The organism is Pseudomonas sp. 4CAES_32.4, assembly GCF_058136335.1.
In genome coordinates this window covers 4503981-4523544 of the sequence record NZ_CM176882.1, presented here as the reverse complement: position 1 = coordinate 4523544, position 19564 = coordinate 4503981, and the positions used below count along the sequence as shown (strand labels likewise).

The window sequence follows — 19564 nt, the reverse complement described above, 5'->3', positions numbered from 1 at the left end:
ACGCTCATTTGCCGCGGATCAACTGCCGCAAGGCAAAACGGTTGGGGTGACACGCCTCGGCGACGCTGCGCGGCAACGGCAGCGGCTCGTTGTCCAGCCACGCGGCAAGCAACTCGCCAGACAGTGGCGCGGTGATCAGGCCGCGTGAGCCGTGGCCGCTGTTGACGTACATGCCGTCGAGCCACGGGCAGGTGATGTCCGGCACTTGCCGGGCGTCCTTGCCGAGCGCGGCGTAGGCGCTGAGGAAGGCCTGGCGGCCGGCGAGGGGGCCGACGATCGGCAAATAGTCAGGGCTGGTGCAGCGAAAGGCCGCGCGGCCCTGAAGGCTGTCGGCGGATTGCGCGCCGAGGTTCAGACGTGACACCAGGTCGCTGGAGATCTCTTCGAGCATTGCCAGATTGCCCAGGTGTTCGGCGGTGGTTGGGGTCAGGTCGTCGCTGTTGAAATCGAAACTGGCGCCGAGGGTGTGTTCACCCAAGCGCGCCGGGGCGACGTAGCCTTCGGCGCAGACCACGGTGGTCAGCGCCTGACTGTGCGCAGTTTGCGCGAGGCGGGTGATCTGCCCGCGAATGCGCTTGAGCGGTAACTCGGCGCTTTGCGCGAAACGCTTGATCTCGGCCGCGCCGGCCAGCACCACGACCGGGGCACTGGCCAGCAGGCGCTCGCCGTCGAAAGCCTGCCATTGATCCTCGACCTTGCGCAGTTCCAGCACGTCGCGATGGTTGAGCAGTTTGACGTTTGCCTGCGCAGCCTGAGCCTTGCACAGCGCCGGCGGATGCACCCAACCCCCTTCGGGATAATACAAACCGCCATGGGCCAGACCGACACCGGCGCGAGCTTGTGTTTCTGGCTGCTCCAGCCACTGCAACAGATCTTCGGGGAATGCTTGCGCCAACTGCGCATGACGCTCGGCTTCCTTGGCATTGAAGGCCAGTTGCAGCACGCCGCAATCGTCCCAGTCGGTGCCGCGTTGCAGGGTTTCCAGCAGGCGACGGGTGTAGCCGAAGCCGCTGACAATCAGTTGCGACAACGCGGTGCCGTGGGCCGACAGCTTCAGATACAGCACGCCTTGCGGATTGCCCGACGCTTCTTCGGCGACACCTGCATGGCGCTCCAGCAGACTGACTTGCCAGCCCCGCGCGGCGAGGCTCGATGCTGTCGCACAACCTGCCAGACCGGCGCCGATCACCAGTGCCCGGCGTTCACCGGTCAGCGGCGCCGGGCGGGCGAACCACGGTTTCTGCGCGGCTGGCGGTGCCACTTCCGCCGGCCAGCCGAGAAATTCGCCGCGCAGGATCTCCCACTTGTGGCCGATGCCCGGCGTGCGTTTCATCTTGAATCCGGCGGCGTTGAGCAGGCGTCGCACCCAACCGGTGCTGGTGAAGGTGCTGATGGTCGAACCCGGCGCCGCCAGTCGCGCCAGCTCGACGAACAGTTCCGCAGTCCACATGTCGGGGTTTTTCGCCGGGGCGAAGCCGTCGAGAAACCACGCGTCAATCTGCGCGTCCAGTTGCGGCAATTGCTCCAGCGCATCGCCGATCAGCAACGTCAGCGTCACGCGGCCATGGGCCAGGGTGATGCGCTGAAAACCCTGATGAATCGCCACGTAATGCTTGAGCAACTGATCGGCCAACGGTTTGAGTTCCGGCCACAGGGCCAAGGCCCGTTGCAGGTCGGCAGGGCTCAGCGGGTACTTTTCGACACTGACAAAATGCAGCCGCGCACCGGCCACGGCGTGCTGTTCGAACAGTTGCCAGGCGCAGAGAAAATTCAGTCCAGTGCCGAAGCCGGTTTCACCGATGACCAGACGTCCTTGCGCCGACAACGCTGCGAAGCGCTTGGCCAGACGATTCTGTTCGAGGAACACATAACGGGTTTCTTCCAGCCCCGACTGGTCGGAAAAGTACACGTCATCGAACACGCGTGAACGCGGGCGTCCTTGGTCATCCCAGTCGAGTTGGGCGTGGGGCATTACAGGTTTCATGGCAGGCTCGGCAACGGCAAGGCCGCCATTCTAGCCGATCGCGCAGGGGCTGCTTGATCCATGGCAAGGCTAGCCGACGATGACTCGCGGACAATCCGCACCCCGGGGGAATTTGTGCGCCGCGTCCGTGCCCAATCCGCTAGTCTTGCTGAATCCTGGAAGGAGCCGTCCCATGTTTGAATCCGCTGAAATCGGTCACGCCATCGACAAAGACACCTACGAGGCTGCCGTCCCCGCATTGCGTGAGGCATTGCTGGAAGCGCAGTTCGAGTTGCAGCAGCAAAAGCGTTTCCCGGTGATCATTTTGATCAACGGCATCGAAGGCGCGGGCAAGGGCGAGACGGTCAAGTTGCTCAACGAGTGGATGGACCCGCGCCTGATCGAGGTGCGTACCTTCGATCAACAGAGCGACGAAGAACTCTCGCGACCACCGGCCTGGCGCTACTGGCGGATGCTCCCGGCCAAAGGGCGGATGGGGATTTTCTTCGGTAACTGGTACAGCCAGATGCTGCAGGGGCGGGTGCACGGTTTGTTCAAGGATCCGCGTCTGGATCAGGCGATTGCCGGTGCCGAACGTCTGGAAAAGATGCTCTGCGATGAAGGCGCACTGATCTTCAAATTCTGGTTTCACCTGTCGAAGAAGCAGATGAAAGCACGGCTCAAAGCGCTGGCCGATGACCCGCTGCACAGCTGGCGCATCAGCCCGCTCGACTGGCAGCAATCGCAAACCTACGACAAGTTCGTCAAGTACGGCGAGCGCGTGCTGCGCCGTACCAGCCGCGACTACGCGCCTTGGCATGTCATCGAAGGCATGGATGCCAACTATCGCAGTCTGGCGGTCGGCAAGATCCTGCTTGAGGGTTTGCAAAGTGCGCTGAAACGGCCGGACGTGCATCCCCACGATGTCAGCGCGGCGCCGCTGGGCACGCCGGTCGATCACCTCAACCTGCTCGACAGCCTCGACCTGACCCAGCGTCTGGACAAGAAAGATTACGAAGAACAACTGATCACCGAACAGGCGCGTCTGTCCGGGTTGATGCGCGACAAACGCATGCGTCGCCACGCCTTGGTGGCGGTATTCGAAGGCAACGATGCGGCGGGCAAGGGCGGGGCGATTCGTCGGGTCGCGGCGGCGCTCGATCCCCGTCAGTACAACATTGTGCCGATTGCCGCACCGACCGAAGAGGAGCGCGCGCAACCGTATCTGTGGCGGTTCTGGCGGCACATTCCGGCACGCGGCAAGTTCACTGTGTTCGACCGTTCCTGGTATGGCCGGGTGTTGGTCGAGCGTATCGAAGGTTTTTGCACACCGGCCGACTGGCTGCGGGCCTACGGCGAGATCAATGATTTCGAAGAGCAACTGGCCGACGCCGGGGTGATCGTCGTCAAATTCTGGCTGGCGATCGACAAGGACACGCAGATGGAGCGCTTCCAGGAGCGTGAGGAAATCCCGTTCAAGCGCTTCAAGATCACCGAGGACGACTGGCGCAACCGCGACAAGTGGGATGACTATCGCGCCGCCGTGGGCGACATGGTCGACCGCACCAGTTCGGAAATCGCCCCGTGGACGCTGGTCGAGGCCAATGACAAGCGCTGGGCGCGGGTCAAGGTGCTGCGCACGATCAACCGCGCGCTGGAAGATGCCTTCGAGAAATCCGACAAGCACGCCAAGAAGCACAAGGACTGAGGCGATGGGCACGCATACGCGGGGTGAATGATTGTCGCGGTCGTTGATGCAGTGGACTTATGCTCGGTCCACTCTCAACTGACAACAACAATGAGGTATGCCATGCGTGAAGTGGTGATCGTCGACAGCGTGCGGACTGGCCTGGCCAAATCCTTTCGCGGCAAGTTCAACCAGACCCGCCCCGATGACATGGCGGCTCATTGCGTCAACGCCCTGCTGGAGCGCAACGACATCGACCCGGCCAGTGTCGAGGATTGCATCGTCGGCGCCGGCTCCAACGAAGGCGCGCAGGGTTACAACATCGGCCGCAATGTGGCGGTGCTCTCGCGTCTGGGCACTGGCACCGCCGGCATGACCCTCAACCGGTTCTGTTCGTCGGGCCTGCAGGCGATTGCGATTGCCGCCAACCAGATTGCCTCGGGTTGCAGCGACATTATCGTTGCCGGCGGGGTCGAGTCGATCAGCCTGACGATGAAGAGCGTCAACACCGATCACCTGATCAACCCGCTGCTGAAACAGCAGTCGCCGGGCATCTATTACACGATGGGGCAGACCGCCGAGGTGGTTGCGCGCCGGTATGGCGTCAGCCGTGAAGCGCAGGATCGTTATGCCCTGCAAAGTCAGATTCGTACCGCTCAGGCGCAGGCCGCCGGGTTGTTCAATGATGAAATCGTGCCGATGGCGGTGAAGTATCGCGTCGAGGACAAGAACACTGGCGCAGTGCAGATCCTCGACGGCGTGGTCGATCGCGACGACTGCAACCGTCCGGACACCACCTATGAAAGCCTCGCCGGGCTGAAACCGGTATTTGCTGAAGACGGCTCGGTGACGGCGGGCAATTCGTCGCAGTTGTCTGACGGCGCGTCGATGACCCTGGTGATGAGCCTGGAAAAAGCCTTGGAGCTGGGCCTGAAGCCAAAGGCGTTTTTCCGTGGGTTTACCGTCGCTGGTTGCGAACCGGACGAGATGGGCATCGGCCCGGTGTTCTCGGTGCCGAAACTGCTCAAGGCCAAAGGTTTGCAGGTGGCGGATATCGATCTGTGGGAGCTGAACGAGGCATTCGCTTCGCAATGCCTGTACAGCCGTGATCGGCTGGAGATCGACAACGAGAAGTACAACGTCAACGGCGGCTCGATTTCCATTGGTCACCCGTTTGGCATGACCGGATCGCGGCAGGTCGGGCATCTGGTGCGCGAGTTGCAACGGCGCAATTTGCGTTATGGCATCGTGACCATGTGCGTGGGCGGGGGGATGGGTGCGACTGGGTTGTTTGAGGTGGTGCGTTAAACCCGGAGCTCTTTATCGCCTTTTAAATTGTCATCGCTGGCAAGCCAGCTCCCACAGGTTTTGTGTACGCCAAAAACCTGTGGGAGCTGGCTTGCCAGCGATCGGATCACCACCGCTCAGCGCTTGGAATCCAGAAGCTGCATCCGCGCGATATACGCCTTTATCTCCAGCTCTGCCTTCTCGGCACTGTCGAACGGCCCCTCAAGGGTATTTTCCCGAGTGCTGAAAAACAGTTCGCCATTGACCCGGCACATCCGGTCGCTGCGAAAGTGCGTGGCGGGGGCGCTGTCTTGGGCGCGCATTCCTAACATGATCGGTCTCCTTGGCTGCTGCGCTGGAAGGGATCCAATGAGCTTATGCCTGAAGCACTTGGCGCGCCCGCTCAGCCGATCAACGGCAGCGCGTCAACGAAATGCTGCGACCTGCACAGTTTCATTCGCGTCCTGACCGCAACTGTCTCTGTGTCGCGCCCGGTGGCAAGCCTAGAATGGGCGCACTTGTCCGCAGGCTTTGGGGTTTTCATGCACATTTCATCCGGTCGCTGGGTCTACGGCTTGTTCCTGGCGCTGCTGACCGCGTTTCTGTGGGGCATCCTGCCAATCAAACTCAAACAAGTACTGACGGTGATGGACCCGGTCACCGTGACCTGGTTTCGTCTGCTGGTGTCCGGTGGTTGCCTGTTCATTTATCTGGCTTCGGTCAAGCGCCTGCCGAGTCGCAAAGTGCTCGGGCCCAAGGGCGGCTGGCTGGTGCTGATGGCGGTGCTCGGCTTGGTCGGCAACTATGTGTTGTACCTGATGGGCCTTAATCTGCTCAGCCCCGGCACCGCGCAATTGGTGGTGCAGATGGGGCCGATCATGTTGCTGATCGCCAGTCTGTTTGTGTTCAAGGAGCGTTTCAGTATTGGTCAAGGCATCGGGTTGTTGGTGCTGCTGATTGGTTTTGTGCTGTTCTTCAATCAGCGTCTGGCGGAGTTGTTGACCTCGCTCTCGGACTACACCGCTGGTGTTTTGCTGGTGTTGCTGGCGTCGACGGTCTGGACCTTCTATGCGCTGGGCCAAAAGCAATTGCTGACGGTGTGGAATTCGCTGCAGGTGATGATGGTGATCTACCTGTTCTGCGCGCTGTTGCTGACGCCCTGGGTGCATCCGCTCGAAGCGCTGCAGCTGAACCCGTTGCAGGGTTGGTTGCTGCTGGCGTGCTGCATGAACACGTTGATTGCCTACGGTGCATTTGCCGAAGCGCTGGCGCATTGGGAGGCGTCGCGGGTCAGTGCGACCTTGGCGATCACGCCCCTGGTGACGTTCGCCGCGGTGGCGATTGCGGCGGGGATCTGGCCGGAATATGTGCATGCCGAGCAGATCAACGGGCTTGGCTATGGCGGGGCGGTGCTGGTGGTGCTGGGTTCGGCGCTGGTGGCGTTGGGGCCTTCGTTGATTGCCGGGCTCAAGGCGCGGCGGATGAAGATGGCAGCAGGCTAACCGCATCAGGGCCATCGCGAGCAGGCTCACTCCTACATTTGGAACGCATTCCCTCTGTAGGAGTGAGCCTGCTCGCGAGGACTGACTAAGAAACGCTACAAATCTCAGCCCTTGGCGCCAGCCTCAATCATGTTCTCCGGCCGCACCCACGCATCAAACTCTTCATCCGTCAGATAGCCCAACGCCAACGCCGCCTCGCGCAAGGTCAGCCCTTCGCCGTAAGCCTTTTTGGCGATTTCGGCGGATTTGTCATAACCGATGTGCGGATTCAGCGCCGTCACCAGCATCAACCCACGTTCCAGATGCCGGGCCATGACTTCGGCATCCGGCTCCAGCCCGGCAATGCAGTGCTGCTGGAAGTTGCTGCAGCCATCGCCGAGCAGGCGGATCGATTGCAACAGGTTGTGGATGATCACCGGTTTGTACACGTTCAACTGCAAGTGACCCTGACTGGCGGCGATGCCGATGGTCACGTCGTTGCCCAAGACCTGACAGGCGAGCATCGACAGCGCTTCGCACTGGGTCGGGTTGACCTTGCCTGGCATGATCGAGCTGCCGGGTTCGTTGGCCGGCAGTTTCACTTCGGCGAAACCTGCGCGTGGCCCCGAGCCGAGCAGACGCAGGTCGTTGGCGATTTTCATCAGCGCCACGGCGAGGGTTTTCAGCGCGCCGGAGAGGCTGGTCAGCGGTTCGTGGCCGGCGAGGGCGGCGAACTTGTTCGGCGCGGTGACGAACGGCAACCCGGACAGCGCTGCCAGTTCAGCGGCAATCGCTTCACCAAAACCGTGCGGCGAGTTCAGCCCGGTGCCGACGGCGGTGCCGCCCTGAGCCAGTTCGCACACGGCCGGCAGCGCGGCGCGAATGGCCCGTTCGGCGTAATCGAGTTGCGCTATAAACCCCGACAGCTCCTGACCGAAGGTGATCGGCGTCGCGTCCATCATGTGCGTGCGCCCGGTTTTCACCAGTTTCATATGGCGCGCCGCCAGTTCAGCGAGGCCACCGGACAACTCGGCAATCGCCGGCAATAGTTGTTCCTGCACGGCTTGCGCGGTGGCGATGCTCATGGCGGTGGGGAAGCAATCGTTGGAGCTTTGCGAGCGGTTGACGTGATCGTTCGGGTGCACCGGCGTCTTGCCGCCGCGCGGGTTGCCAGCCAGTTCGTTGGCACGACCGGCGATCACTTCGTTGACGTTCATGTTGCTTTGGGTGCCGCTGCCGGTCTGCCAGACGACGAGCGGGAACTGGTCATCGTGCTGACCGTCGAGCACTTCGTCGGCGGCCTGTTCGATCAGGCGGGCGATGTCGGCAGGCAGGTCGCCATTGCGGTCGTTGACGCGGGCGGCGGCTTTCTTGATCAGGGCCAGAGCATGCAGCAGCGGCAGCGGCATGCGTTCCTGACCGATGGCGAAGTTGATCAGCGAGCGTTGCGTCTGAGCACCCCAGTAAGCGTCGTCCGGGACTTCGATCTGGCCCAGGCTGTCGGTTTCGATACGGCTCATCGTGCACACTCCTGTTGGTCTGTTTGCGCAGTTTAGGCCGGCATCGGCCGTGGTGGTTCCCTCGAACCGATTGTTGACCGGTAAAACCCGGCCAATCAAGCGCGGCAAGGCTCGGGGGTTGAGCCGCGGCGTTTTTTAGGCGCAGAATGGTCGCCCTTGGGGTTTGACCTCGCCTAGCTGAAAAGGAAACTCGATGACTCGTCTTCGTGCCATCTGCACCGCGGTTGCACTGGTTTGCGCCAGCGGCCAGGTGCTTGCCGATACCGCCAGCCACAACGCCAGTGCTGAAGCTTTTCTGACCCTGGCGCACGCTGACAAGCTGGGCACTCCGGTGTACATGCAAGTGCAGCAAATGTTCGCTCAGCGTTTCGAGCAGACCAAAGCCCCGCAAGCCAAGAAAGCCGTTCTGGAAACCTACCAGGCCAAGGCCAACGCCGCGCTCGACCAAGCCATTGGCTGGAACAAGCTGAAGCCGGACATGGTCAAGCTCTACACCAGCAATTTCAGCGAATCCGAGCTAAAGGACCTGGTCGCGTTCTACCAGTCGCCACTGGGCAAGAAAGTCCTGGAAAAAATGCCGCAGCTGACCCAGCAATCGGCCCAGATGACCCAGGCCAAACTGGAAAGCGCCGTACCGGTCGTCAACAAGCTGCTCGACGACATGACCAAAGAACTGACCCCAGCAGCGCCTGCGGCCAAGAAGAAGTAAGCGGAGTTCGTGATGACCATGCAACAACGCATCGAATCGACGCTGGCCCTGCTTCAGCCTGAACACCTGCAAGTGCTGGATGAAAGCCACATGCACAGTCGCGGGTTACAGACGCACTACAAAGCGGTGGTGGTCAGCGCGCAGTTCGACGGCCTGAACCGGGTCAAGCGCCACCAGAAAGTCTACGGCACGCTCGGCGAGCTGATGGGCGAGTTCCATGCGTTGGCGCTGCACACCTACACCCCGCAGGAATGGGCAGAGATCGACGGCGCCCCGGCGTCGCCGACCTGTGCAGGAGGAAAGCAGCGATGAGCGTCAAGCGCCAAGCTGCAAGTTAAGGGCGAATGTTCCTGGCTTGCTGCTTGAAGCTCGCCGCTTGAAGCTGCTTTTTTGCTAGAATCCGCGACGCGCCGCTCACCCGGCGCGTTTTTTTTTGAATCCGGTTCACCCTTTGCGAGGGTAGCCACCTGGAGAAACACCCATGACACAACCGATTGTCGTGGCGGCACTGTATAAGTTCGTCACCCTCGAAGATTACGTCAACCTGCGCGAGCCCCTGTTGCAAGCGATGGTCGACAACCAGATCAAAGGCACTCTGCTGATCGCCGAAGAAGGCATCAACGGCACGGTGTCCGGCACTCGCGAAGGCATCGACGGCCTGCTCGCCTGGCTGAAGAACGACCCCCGCATGATCGACATCGATCACAAAGAATCGTACTGCGACGAGCAGCCGTTCTATCGCACCAAGGTCAAACTGAAGAAAGAGATCGTCACCCTCGGTGTCGAAGGCGTCGACCCGAACAAAAAGGTCGGCACCTACGTTGATCCGCAAGACTGGAACGCGTTGATCAGCGACCCCGAAGTGCTGTTGATCGACACGCGCAACGACTACGAAGTGTCGATCGGCACTTTCGAAGGCGCCATCGATCCGAAAACCACCAGTTTTCGTGAATTCCCTGACTACATCAAAGAACACTTCAACCCGGCCGTGCACAAGAAGGTCGCGATGTTCTGCACCGGCGGCATCCGCTGCGAAAAAGCCTCGAGTTACATGCTCGGCGAAGGTTATGAAGAGGTTTACCACCTCAAGGGTGGCATCCTGAAGTACCTCGAAGAGGTGCCGCAGGAAGAAACCAAGTGGCAGGGCGACTGCTTCGTGTTCGACAACCGTGTAACCGTGCGTCACGACCTCAGCGAAGGCGACTACGATCAATGTCATGCCTGCCGCACACCGGTCAGCATTGAAGATCGCGCCTCCGAGCACTACGTCGCCGGCATCAGTTGCCCGCATTGCTGGGACAAACTGAGCGAGAAGACCCGGCGCAGCGCCATCGATCGGCAGAAGCAGATCGAACTGGCCAAGGCGCGCAACCAGCCGCACCCGATCGGCTACAACTACAAGCAAGCATCCACCGAGGCTTAACCATGTCTGCACGCCTGCTCTATGTGATGGATCCGATGTGTTCGTGGTGCTGGGGTTTTGCTCCGGTAGCCAAGGCATTGGTCGAGCAGGCGCAAGCAGCCGGGGTGGAGTTGCATCTGGTGGTCGGTGGCTTGCGCACCGGCAGTGGTTCGGCGCTGGAGCCGACCACGCGTCGCTATATTCTTGAACACTGGCAAGCGGTCACAGAGGCCACCGGCCAGCCGTTCAAATTCGACGGCGCGTTGCCAGACGGTTTTGTCTACGACACCGAGCCGGCCTGCCGCGCCATCGTCACAGCGCGCAGTCTGGCGCCCGATTGCGCGTGGAAACTGGTCGGGCTGATCCAGCAGGCGTTCTACGCCGAAGGTCGCGACGTCACCCAGGCCAGCGTGCTGGTCGAGTTGGCGGAGCAGGCCGGCGTGCCACGCATCGAATTCGCGGCATTGTTCGACCGTGCCGATCAGCATGAAGCGACCCTGGCGGATTTCAATTGGGTGCAGGACCTCGGCATCGCCGGTTTCCCGACCCTGCTCGCCGAGCGCAACGGCCAACTGGCGTTGTTGACCAACGGCTACCAACCGCTCAGCGAACTGTCGCCGTTGCTCGGCCGATGGCTGGAGCGTGCGGCCTGTGTCTGACCTGGCCGATGACACGCCAGCCGTAAAGCGTGTCGACCGGCTGAGCTGGGCAGAAGTCCGGCGTTTGGCACTCACTCACAAAAAATCCCTGTGGATCGCCAACGGCGTGGCGGTTCTGGCGACGCTGTGCAGCGTGCCGATACCATTGTTGCTGCCGCTGTTGGTCGATGAAGTCCTGCTCGGCCACGGCGATGCCGCACTGAAAGTGATGAACCATGTGCTGCCAACGATGTGGCAGCAAGCGGCGGGCTATATCGGGCTGATGCTGGTGGTGACCCTGACGCTGCGCTGCGGCTCACTGTGCTTTGGCGTGCTGCAGTCGCGACTGTTCGCACGGCTGGCCAAGGACATCGTTTATCGCATCCGCGTGCGTCTGATCGAGCGCCTCAAGCGCATTTCCCTCGGCGAATACGAAAGCCTGGGCAGCGGCACGGTGACCACCCATCTGGTCACTGACCTCGATACCCTCGACAAATTTGTCGGCGAAACCCTCAGCCGTTTTCTGGTGGCGATGCTGACGTTGATCGGCACCGCGAGTATCCTGATGTGGATGCACTGGAAGCTGGCGCTGCTGATTCTGCTGTTCAACCCGCTGGTGATCTACGCCACGGTGCAATTGGGCAAACGGGTCAAACACCTGAAGAAACTCGAGAACGACAGCACCTCGCGCTTCACCCAGGCGTTGAGCGAAACCCTTGATGCGATTCAGGAGATACGCGCCGGCAATCGTCAGGGTTTCTTCCTCGGTCGGCTTGGTCTGCGGGCGCAGGAAGTGCGCAACTACGCGGTCAACTCGCAGTGGAAAACCGACGCCTCCAACCGCGCCAGTGGCCTGTTGTTCCAGTTCGGCATCGATATTTTCCGTGCGGCAGCGATGCTCACCGTGCTGTTCTCCGACCTGTCGATCGGCCAGATGCTCGCGGTGTTCAGTTACCTGTGGTTCATGATCGGTCCGGTCGAGCAACTGCTCAATCTGCAATACGCCTACTACGCGGCGGGCGGTGCGCTGTCGCGGATCAACGAGTTGCTGGCGCGCGCCGATGAGCCGCAGTATCCCGGCGGCGTCGATCCGTTCAAGGGCCGCGACACCGTGGGTATCCAGGTTCAGGGTTTGAGTTTCGGCTACGGCGATGAGCTGGTGCTGGATCAGCTCGATCTGTCGATTGCCCCCGGTGAGAAAGTCGCGATTGTCGGCGCCAGCGGCGGCGGTAAAAGCACCCTCGTGCAATTGCTGCTGGGACTGTATACGCCGCTGGCCGGCAGCATCCGTTTTGGCGGTTCGACCCAACAGGAAATCGGCCTGGACACGGTGCGTGAAAACGTTGCAGTCGTGTTGCAACACCCGGCGCTGTTCAACGATACCGTGCGTGCCAACCTGACCATGGGCCGTACACGCACGGATGAAGCCTGCTGGCAGGCGCTGGAAATCGCTCAGCTGGAAGCGACCATTCGCGCACTGCCGGACGGTCTCGACAGCATCGTCGGCCGCTCCGGTGTGCGCCTCTCCGGCGGCCAGCGCCAGCGCCTGGCGATTGCACGAATGATCCTCGCCGAGCCGAAAGTGGTGATCCTCGACGAGGCCACCTCAGCCCTCGATGCCGCGACTGAATACAACCTGCATCAGGCCATGGCGCGGTTCCTCCATGGCCGTACCACGCTGATCATTGCCCACCGTCTGTCAGCCGTGAAGCAAGCCGATCGGGTGCTGGTCTTCGACGGCGGGCAAGTGGCCGAGGATGGCGACCATCAGCAACTGATTGCCGATGGCGGGTTGTACGCCAAGCTTTATGGGCATTTGCAGCAGTTATAGGTCAGCCCCACAAGACTTTCAGGCCATCCGCGGCGCCGTCATAACCAAACTCTTTAATCACCACTGAACAGCTGCTGCATGGCGGCATGGTCGTGACCACATTGATTGAGCGGATCGTTTTGATGTCCGGGTATTTGCCCCGAATCACGCCGATCAACTTGGCCTCGCTATCCAGCGAAGTCGGACGGCTAGTGATGGCGGGCGTGTAGGTGTCGATATTCTTGATGGTATGCGGAATGGCCAATAACTTGCCGTCTTCCGAAACGTTCAGCGACGTTCTATTGAAGGTCTTGCCGGCGTCAACGTTGAAGTAAGTGGTATCACCGACGATGACTTTATCCTTGGCGAAGGGAGACTTGAACAGTGGCAGCTCGGAAGTCAGTCCTACGCCACCGGAGACACTGACGTAGACCTCTCGCTGGCCGGTCGCTGTCACAACATCGGTGTAGGCGATGTTTCTGGCATTTCCGGTTTTATAACCATCGGGCAGCATTTCTTGCAGCTCAGTCATGGTCTTGTTTATTTTCAGGTTACTTTCCGGTCTGACAGGGACGGTTTGCTGTTTGACGAACAGCGTGTCGAAGATGTCGGCTGTTCTCTGGCGAAAAGGCTCCGACGCGTGCCTGCTGCGCGACCATGTGGCCGATCCTGCAGGACCGTGACTGACAATCATGCGAGTGGAGTGATCGAACAGAACCGCTTCACCCGGACTGGTATCGACCTTCAACAATTTCAGCGTGTCAGGCGGATTGGCATGACCACCGATGGGGATAGCGATTTCATCCATGGTTCGCAGGGCACGCTCGACGGCGGTAATGCCGTAAATCCTGGCGATGTTATTGGCGTTGAGTGAGCCAATGTAGACCGTCAGCAGTTCATCCTGCAGATCTTGCGGCAATGTCGACGCTTTCTTGAAGGTCAACGCCGTCTGAATGCTTTGGCCTGTTGCCAGCTCGGCAACGTAAAAGTCCCCGGCACTCAATCGGGTGAACACGTATTGTCTGGCACCGTCCATGGATTCACAGACGATCGCTCCGACTTCAAAGGTGTCATCGAGGTTGTTCTCTGGCACTTTGATTTTTACGCGGGCAAAAATGCCTTTGCGCAGCACTGTGGTGCCTTCGAGTTTGTGGTGATTTGCCAGACTTCTCACTTTGATCGGACTGCGACCTGCGGCCGGCGTGTAGATCGTGTCGCCAAACCAGGTTGCCCAGCCCCTGCTCTCGTCATACGGCGTCAGCGGCAGTTCCGCAGGCGTTCCAGTCACATAACGGGTTTCACAATCGGCGCCGGGGGAGCGTTTTATCCTGCACGGCAATGCTTTGAAGCGTTTGCCGGCATCAATCTTGTCGACGCGCCTGAGTTGTTCTGCATCGAGCTGATACGGGACATCATTGATGAGCATTGTCGTCCGGCCATCGACTTCGAACAGTTCGCGAACGGATGCGTTGTCGGCCAGCTCGACCGTGATGTGCTGATCGACGTTGTTCAACGTCCGGTATTCGCTTCGCCCCAGGGTGAACTGCGCAGGCATGGATTGCAGGCGTGGACCGTAAGCTTTGCCGTTGGCCGGATCGACGAGGCGATGGTCAGCCAGGCTGGTCTTTGCTGTTTTACGCACCAGAACATCATCGATGCCATCGAACGTTGCCAAATCATCGGCAGCCCCGAGGCGGCGATAACTGCCGACGTTGGCGACCTGCGGCAAGCCTTTCAGCACGTTGTAATGACCGACCCTGCCCGCTAGGCGCGCGAGGCCATTGATGGCCTTGTTGAGCAGGTATCTGATACCGAAATACAGTGCGCGGACGCCTAGCCTGGTGAGTGCTGGCAGCTCAAGCAGTAAGACCAGGTTTTTCATCGACGAGACCAGCAGCTTTCTCGACAGGCCAGCGTATAACGGCAAAGCGGCCCTGAATCCAATCGAGAGACGGGCCACCTTTGCTACGCCACCCAGAAACCTGCCGAAGGGCATACCGAACGTTAATACATCTATATACAACCCGAACATGCCCATGATTCTGATGTTCGGGTCTTTCGACTTGAGGTCTTCAATGCTTCCGATAAAGGGCACTAGATACTTGACGATGCCAAGTCCCTGACGGCTTTGCTCCTTCTTCTCAAAATCAGTAATGGCGTAAGCCGCGTCGTACACGTGTTCTTCGTCGTAGAAGTAGAATTTTTTGGCGATGAACGCGGCGATTTCCGACGCACGCTCGGTGGCAATCGGCAGAGGCAAGCCACTTTGCGGTTCGGGCGTAAACGGTTTACCCAGTAGTTCGATAATGGATTTGCAAGTCGCGCCTTTTGCCGGCAGTGCACCAATGTCGAAAGCGTCACGATCAAAGGGCACTTCGATCCCGCGCAACACTTCGACTTTGACGTTGTGTTTCGCACGGTAGTTTGCGGTCTCTTTGCGACCATTCAGCATGCTTTCGGAAACATCGGTTCGCCTGCGAATGATGCCAACCCGTGGCAGGCACTCGTACCAACTGCAGCGATCGGCGATTTTCAGCTGCAACAGAAACCCCATGCGCAGGCGTAGCGGATCCGTGAGCTCCGCGGTTTCCATTTGCATCTCCAGATCCTTGGTGGCGTCCCTCAAGGTGTAGATTCTGGTTTCGCCATACTCCATGGCTTGAAGATCATCATGCGGTATCGAGCAGAACAGATCTTCCAGCAGTGTTCGATACGCCGCCTTCTCTTTGGTCATATAGGCATCGAACGCCGACTTGAACAGCGTGTCGGATTTTTTGAGCTTTTCCTTTTTGACGATATCGGGCATTCCCGGACCGGAGATACTGACTTGCCCGTCGGATTTCACCTGGAGTCGAGCGGCGGTTTTTCGTTTGCCATCCGGCGTCGCCAAGTACCACGGACCTTGCTCCAGTAGTCCGGCCATATAAACGTCGCGGAAAGGGTAGGGGGTTCCTTTGAGGACCGGACCATCTTTGAGTCTGCCGCCGGCGTCAGAACCGTAGTCGCGTATGAGCTGCATTCTTTGATGGCCGAATGTCGCAGGTCCGAACACCCTGAGCAGCTCTTTGTCGGCGATGTCCACTCGCGCCGGCGGCGCAATCTCCATGGTCTTGATGGCGTTTTTCATGGCTTCGATATGTCTGTCGACCGCCTTCAGTGCCCGTTGTTGTTCGTCGGCGGTGAACGGCGTTCCTGGCTGGTCGCGCAGCAGGCCTCTGGCGACGGCCCAGTCGACAGCGGGCGCAATCCTGCACCAGGTGCTGATTTCTGCTTGCAGTTCGTTGGCGTCCACGGACTTTTCAAGCGCGTAAACCAGTATTTGCTGGAAACCCATGTATTGCGCTCGTTCCGGCTCCATGAGTTCGGCGAGATTCAAGCCGTGCATGAAGTTCACCCACACCACGGAACTTCGGTAGCTCAACTCCGCGGGAACGTCGGGTCTGCGAAAGTCACTGGGGAATTTTCCGCGAAACAGCCGGGCGAGGAGAATCGCCTCCTGTGTGGATGAGGCCTTTTTGGTGTCGAGCAGATGCTGTTCGAACTCGCTCCAGATACTCGAATAGCTTTTGCCGAAGTTCGACGGGCTGTGCCAGGCGTATCCGGCGATGTCTGGCGAGTCAAATTTATCCGCTGGGCCCGACCACAAACGGATGGCTCGCCCGAGCAGTTTGGCGCGTACCGTTGACGATGTTTCTTCTCCCGGCGCTGCGCCGAACCAGTTCAAGCCAGTCAACAATGCGTCGGTGATACGTTCAGCCTCGGCAGATCGGAGGATTTTCTCAAGGTAGACGGCGGGCCTCGCGCTAATCTGTGCCGGGGTGATTTCCTCGCCACAGGTTGACAGCAGATGAGCGATCAATGAGCTGACGTTGTCGGGAATTGCCTTTCTGACAATCTCGACCATTTCGGTTTTCGTCAGTTGAATCAGCAAGTGCTCCAGTGTCATGCCCGCTTCGGGTTTCAGGCGGTTGATGGTTCTAAGGAGCTTGCGGTCTTTCGCGGTGGGAGGGCGACTGAGGAAGTCGATGTCGACACCCTCATCGATGTTCAATGAGAGAGTCGCGCGTTTTTCCTCCAGCGTTTCGATTGCCCGTTGGTGTTCGACGCTGTTCTCGCAGTCCCAAGGCGTCATTCCGTAATACATGGCCATGCTGGCGACACTGACCAAGCCGTCGGCCCTGGGAGGCTTCTTACCTTCCTCGAGGTCCAGCGCCATCGGAGACGCCGGGCGTGGTTTGACAAAGGTATTGGCCGGCGCGGAAGCGACATTGGGCAGGTCGCGGAGCACCGTCAGCAACAGGTCATATTCTTCCAGGAGGGCGGTGTGCAACGGGGAGCGGGAAACGCTTACTGCTTGCGGCATGGGAGAGTCCTTTCTGAGCCGGATAGTCGAAGGCCTCTGCGCAGGCTCGTCATGAGGTGCCGCAGAAGCACAGGCAGTAAGCCGCTCACAGGAACAACCGTGGTGGTACATATATATCGCGCGTCCGCGCAGTGAAATCCGCGCCTTGCCTTGAGCGACAACCCCACCTAGTCTCGTCTTAGCGATTTCGTCCGGAAGACGAGCGGGCAGTGCTCATGCAAGGAATCTCATGAAGCAAAAGCGGACTCTGGGAACGCCACGGTTGTTGGGCATCGTCTGGCCTTTCATCGCGGTAGTTTTGTTTCAAGCCCTGTTGGGGGGCGTAAGCCTTTACGTGCTTTCGGCCGTTCGCGGCTATGTCGCAGGGGAGAGCCTCTGGTCAAAAGGCCAGAAGGACGCCATCTATTACCTCAATCTGTATGCCGACAGCCGGGACGAGGCGATTTTCCTCAAGTACAAGGAGGCGATCGCCGTGCCTCAGGGCGGTCATCAGTTGCGTCTGGCGCTGGATCGCCAGCCGCCGGACCTCGCCTCAGCCCGCGAGGGCATTCTCAAGGGTGGCAACCACCCCGACGACGTCTCCAGCCTGATCTGGCTGTACCTCAATTTCCGCCATTTCAGTTACCTGGAAACCGCCATCGACCGCTGGACATTGGGTGATGCCTATCTGGTCCAGCTGGATAGCGTGGCGCAGGAGATGCACCGACGCTTCGTCAGTAACGTGGCGACAGAGGCCGATGTGCGTCACTGGAAAGCCCGCATCTTTGCGATCAACGATGGTGTGACGCCCGCCGCCAAAGCCTTCAGCGATGCGCTGGGGGAAGGCTCGCGGATGATCCTGCGTTTGCTGTTGTTCACCAATCTGGCCACGGCGCTGGGGCTGATCGTGCTGGCACTGTGGCGCACGCACAAATTGCTCAAGCAGCGTCACGCCTTTGCCGAGGCGCTGCAACTGGAGAAAGACCGCGCGCACGTGACCCTGCAATCGATTGGCGATGGCGTGATCACCACTGACGTGACCGGCGCGATCGATTACATGAACCCCGCCGCCGAAGCCATGACCCACTGGAAGGCCGAGCAGGCAGCCGGCCTGCCGCTGGCGGCGCTGTTCAATTTGCTCGATGACAACGCGCAAGCCGAAGGCCTGACGCTGATCGAGCACATTCTCAGTGGCCAGCTCAGCGGTGGCAGCGAGCATTCCAAACTGATTCAGCGCCTGGACGGCAGCACCGTGTCGGTGACCCTGGTCGGCGCACCGATCCGCAATGCCGGCAAAGTCAGCGGCACGGTGCTGGTGCTGCACGACATGACCCAGGAGCGCCAGTACATCGCCAACCTGTCGTGGCAGGCGACTCACGATGCGCTGACCGGTCTGGCCAACCGTCGCGAATTCGAATATCGCCTTGAGCAGGCACTTCACAACCTCACTCGGCAGGCGGGGCGGCATGCGCTGATGTTCCTCGATCTGGACCAATTCAAACTGGTCAATGACACCTGTGGGCATGCGGCGGGCGATGAACTGTTGCGGCACATTTGCACCCTGCTGCAATCGGGCCTGCGCGAGGGCGATACGTTGGCGCGGCTTGGCGGCGACGAGTTCGGCATCCTGTTGGAGAACTGCGCACCGGAAGCTTCGGAAAAAATCGCCGAAAGCCTGCGCCAGACCGTGCAGAACCTGCATTTCGTCTGGAAGGGCCGACCGTTCCTCACCACCGTCAGCATTGGCTTGGTGCACATTGCGCAAACCCCGACGACCCTCGAAGCCTCGCTGCGCGCCGCCGACATGGCCTGCTACATGGCCAAGGAGAAGGGGCGCAACCGCGTGCAGGTCTATCACGCCGACGATTCCGAACTGTCGCTGCGCTTTGGCGAGATGGCTTGGGTGCAGCGCTTGCACATGGCGCTCGAAGAGAATCGCTTTTGCCTCTATGCCCAGGAAATCGCCCCGCTCAAACCGGGTGTCAGCAAGGGTGGGCATATCGAAATTCTCTTGCGTCTGCATGACGAAGCCGGCCGCATGATTTTGCCTGACAGCTTTATCCCGGCCGCCGAACGTTATGGTTTGATGAATCAGTTAGATCGTTGGGTAGTGCAAAACGTTTTTAAGGTAATTGCTCAATGTATTGCGCAGGAACATGAAGGTCCATTAGCAATGTGTGCGATTAATCTGTCAGGAATTACTATAGGAGATGACGCGTTTTTGCACTTTCTGCGAGAGCAGTTTGTTAACTACTCAATACCTCCTGAAATGATTTGTTTTGAAATTACAGAAACCAGTGCCATTGCGAATTTAGGCAGTGCAATAAGATTTATTAATGAACTCAAGGACTTGGGTTGCTACTTTTCGTTAGATGACTTTTGTGCCGGAATGTCTTCATTCGCATATCTGAAACATTTACCTGTAGACTTCCTGAAGATCGACGGGAGTTTCGTAAAGGATATGCTGGACGACCCGATTAACCGCGCAATGGTCGAAGTGATCAATCACATCGGGCATGTCATGGGTAAACAGACAATTGCCGAGTTTGTTGAAACAACTCAGATCGAGCAGGCATTGCTTGAAATTGGCGTGGATTACGCTCAGGGTTATGTCATTGAACGACCGCAGTTGTTTACCTGTGACAGTTTGCAAAGTCGGCCCGCCAGACCGCAGCCGCTGTTATTCAAAGCGCCTGGCACGTTCCGTTGAAGTCTCTTGCCGATC

At 59.5% G+C, this 19564-nt stretch carries 13 protein-coding genes; 9 read left to right on the top strand and 4 right to left on the bottom strand.

The window, feature by feature from the left end; all coding sequences use genetic code 11:
* Positions 1-4 precede the first annotated feature (4 nt).
* Positions 5-1984 (bottom strand): bifunctional tRNA (5-methylaminomethyl-2-thiouridine)(34)-methyltransferase MnmC2/FAD-dependent 5-carboxymethylaminomethyl-2-thiouridine(34) oxidoreductase MnmC1, encoded by a 1980-nt coding sequence (gene mnmC / locus AC3Y64_RS20235; protein ID WP_489985036.1) that lies wholly within the window; start codon positions 1982-1984, stop codon positions 5-7.
* Positions 1985-2156: 172 nt separating this feature from the next.
* Here mnmC and pap point away from each other — a divergent pair, with 172 nt between their 5' ends.
* A complete protein-coding gene (gene pap / locus AC3Y64_RS20230; RefSeq protein WP_489985035.1) occupies positions 2157-3671 on the top strand; it encodes a polyphosphate:AMP phosphotransferase in 1515 nt (504 codons plus the stop codon).
* A 102-nt stretch (positions 3672-3773) separates the two neighbouring features.
* Complete coding sequence (locus tag AC3Y64_RS20225; protein ID WP_489985034.1) at positions 3774-4958, top strand: thiolase family protein; 1185 nt, start codon at positions 3774-3776, stop codon at positions 4956-4958.
* Between the two features lie 116 nt (positions 4959-5074).
* Here the strand turns inward: AC3Y64_RS20225 and AC3Y64_RS20220 are convergent, their stop codons facing one another.
* A complete protein-coding gene (locus AC3Y64_RS20220) occupies positions 5075-5269 on the bottom strand; it encodes a DUF6316 family protein (protein WP_489985033.1) in 195 nt (64 codons plus the stop codon).
* Positions 5270-5479: 210 nt separating this feature from the next.
* Between AC3Y64_RS20220 and AC3Y64_RS20215 the strand changes: the two genes are divergently transcribed.
* Positions 5480-6439 (top strand): DMT family transporter, encoded by a 960-nt coding sequence (locus AC3Y64_RS20215; RefSeq protein WP_489985032.1) that lies wholly within the window; start codon positions 5480-5482, stop codon positions 6437-6439.
* Positions 6440-6543: 104 nt separating this feature from the next.
* Here AC3Y64_RS20215 and AC3Y64_RS20210 read toward each other — a convergent pair whose 3' ends face one another.
* Positions 6544-7938 (bottom strand): class II fumarate hydratase, encoded by a 1395-nt coding sequence (locus AC3Y64_RS20210; protein ID WP_158958079.1) that lies wholly within the window; start codon positions 7936-7938, stop codon positions 6544-6546.
* A gap of 193 nt (positions 7939-8131) precedes the next feature.
* On the opposite strand from AC3Y64_RS20210, the gene AC3Y64_RS20205 reads away from it, so the two are divergent.
* The 5 genes from AC3Y64_RS20205 to AC3Y64_RS20185 all read left to right on the top strand — a co-directional run bounded on the left by AC3Y64_RS20205 (position 8132) and on the right by AC3Y64_RS20185 (position 12518).
* Positions 8132-8647: a DUF2059 domain-containing protein gene (locus AC3Y64_RS20205; RefSeq protein ID WP_471895273.1), complete on the top strand. Its 516-nt coding sequence runs from the start codon at positions 8132-8134 to the stop codon at positions 8645-8647.
* 12 nt (positions 8648-8659) lie between these two features.
* A complete protein-coding gene (locus tag AC3Y64_RS20200) occupies positions 8660-8959 on the top strand; it encodes a BolA family protein (RefSeq protein ID WP_489985031.1) in 300 nt (99 codons plus the stop codon).
* A 169-nt stretch (positions 8960-9128) separates the two neighbouring features.
* A complete protein-coding gene (gene trhO / locus AC3Y64_RS20195) occupies positions 9129-10070 on the top strand; it encodes an oxygen-dependent tRNA uridine(34) hydroxylase TrhO (protein ID WP_489985030.1) in 942 nt (313 codons plus the stop codon).
* Between the two features lie 35 nt (positions 10071-10105).
* Positions 10106-10708: a DsbA family protein gene (locus tag AC3Y64_RS20190; protein WP_178113702.1), complete on the top strand. Its 603-nt coding sequence runs from the start codon at positions 10106-10108 to the stop codon at positions 10706-10708.
* The gene (locus tag AC3Y64_RS20185; RefSeq protein ID WP_489985029.1) at positions 10701-12518 is read left to right on the top strand and encodes an ABC transporter ATP-binding protein; all 1818 of its coding nucleotides are present in this window, start codon (positions 10701-10703) and stop codon (positions 12516-12518) included. The genes AC3Y64_RS20190 and AC3Y64_RS20185 overlap by 8 nt, the downstream gene beginning before the upstream one ends.
* Position 12519: 1 nt before the next feature.
* Here AC3Y64_RS20185 and AC3Y64_RS20180 read toward each other — a convergent pair whose 3' ends face one another.
* A complete protein-coding gene (locus AC3Y64_RS20180; protein ID WP_489985028.1) occupies positions 12520-16860 on the bottom strand; it encodes a hypothetical protein in 4341 nt (1446 codons plus the stop codon).
* 229 nt (positions 16861-17089) lie between these two features.
* Between AC3Y64_RS20180 and AC3Y64_RS20175 the strand changes: the two genes are divergently transcribed.
* Positions 17090-19549: an EAL domain-containing protein gene (locus tag AC3Y64_RS20175; RefSeq protein ID WP_489985027.1), complete on the top strand. Its 2460-nt coding sequence runs from the start codon at positions 17090-17092 to the stop codon at positions 19547-19549.
* The last annotated feature ends 15 nt before the right edge of the window (positions 19550-19564 follow it).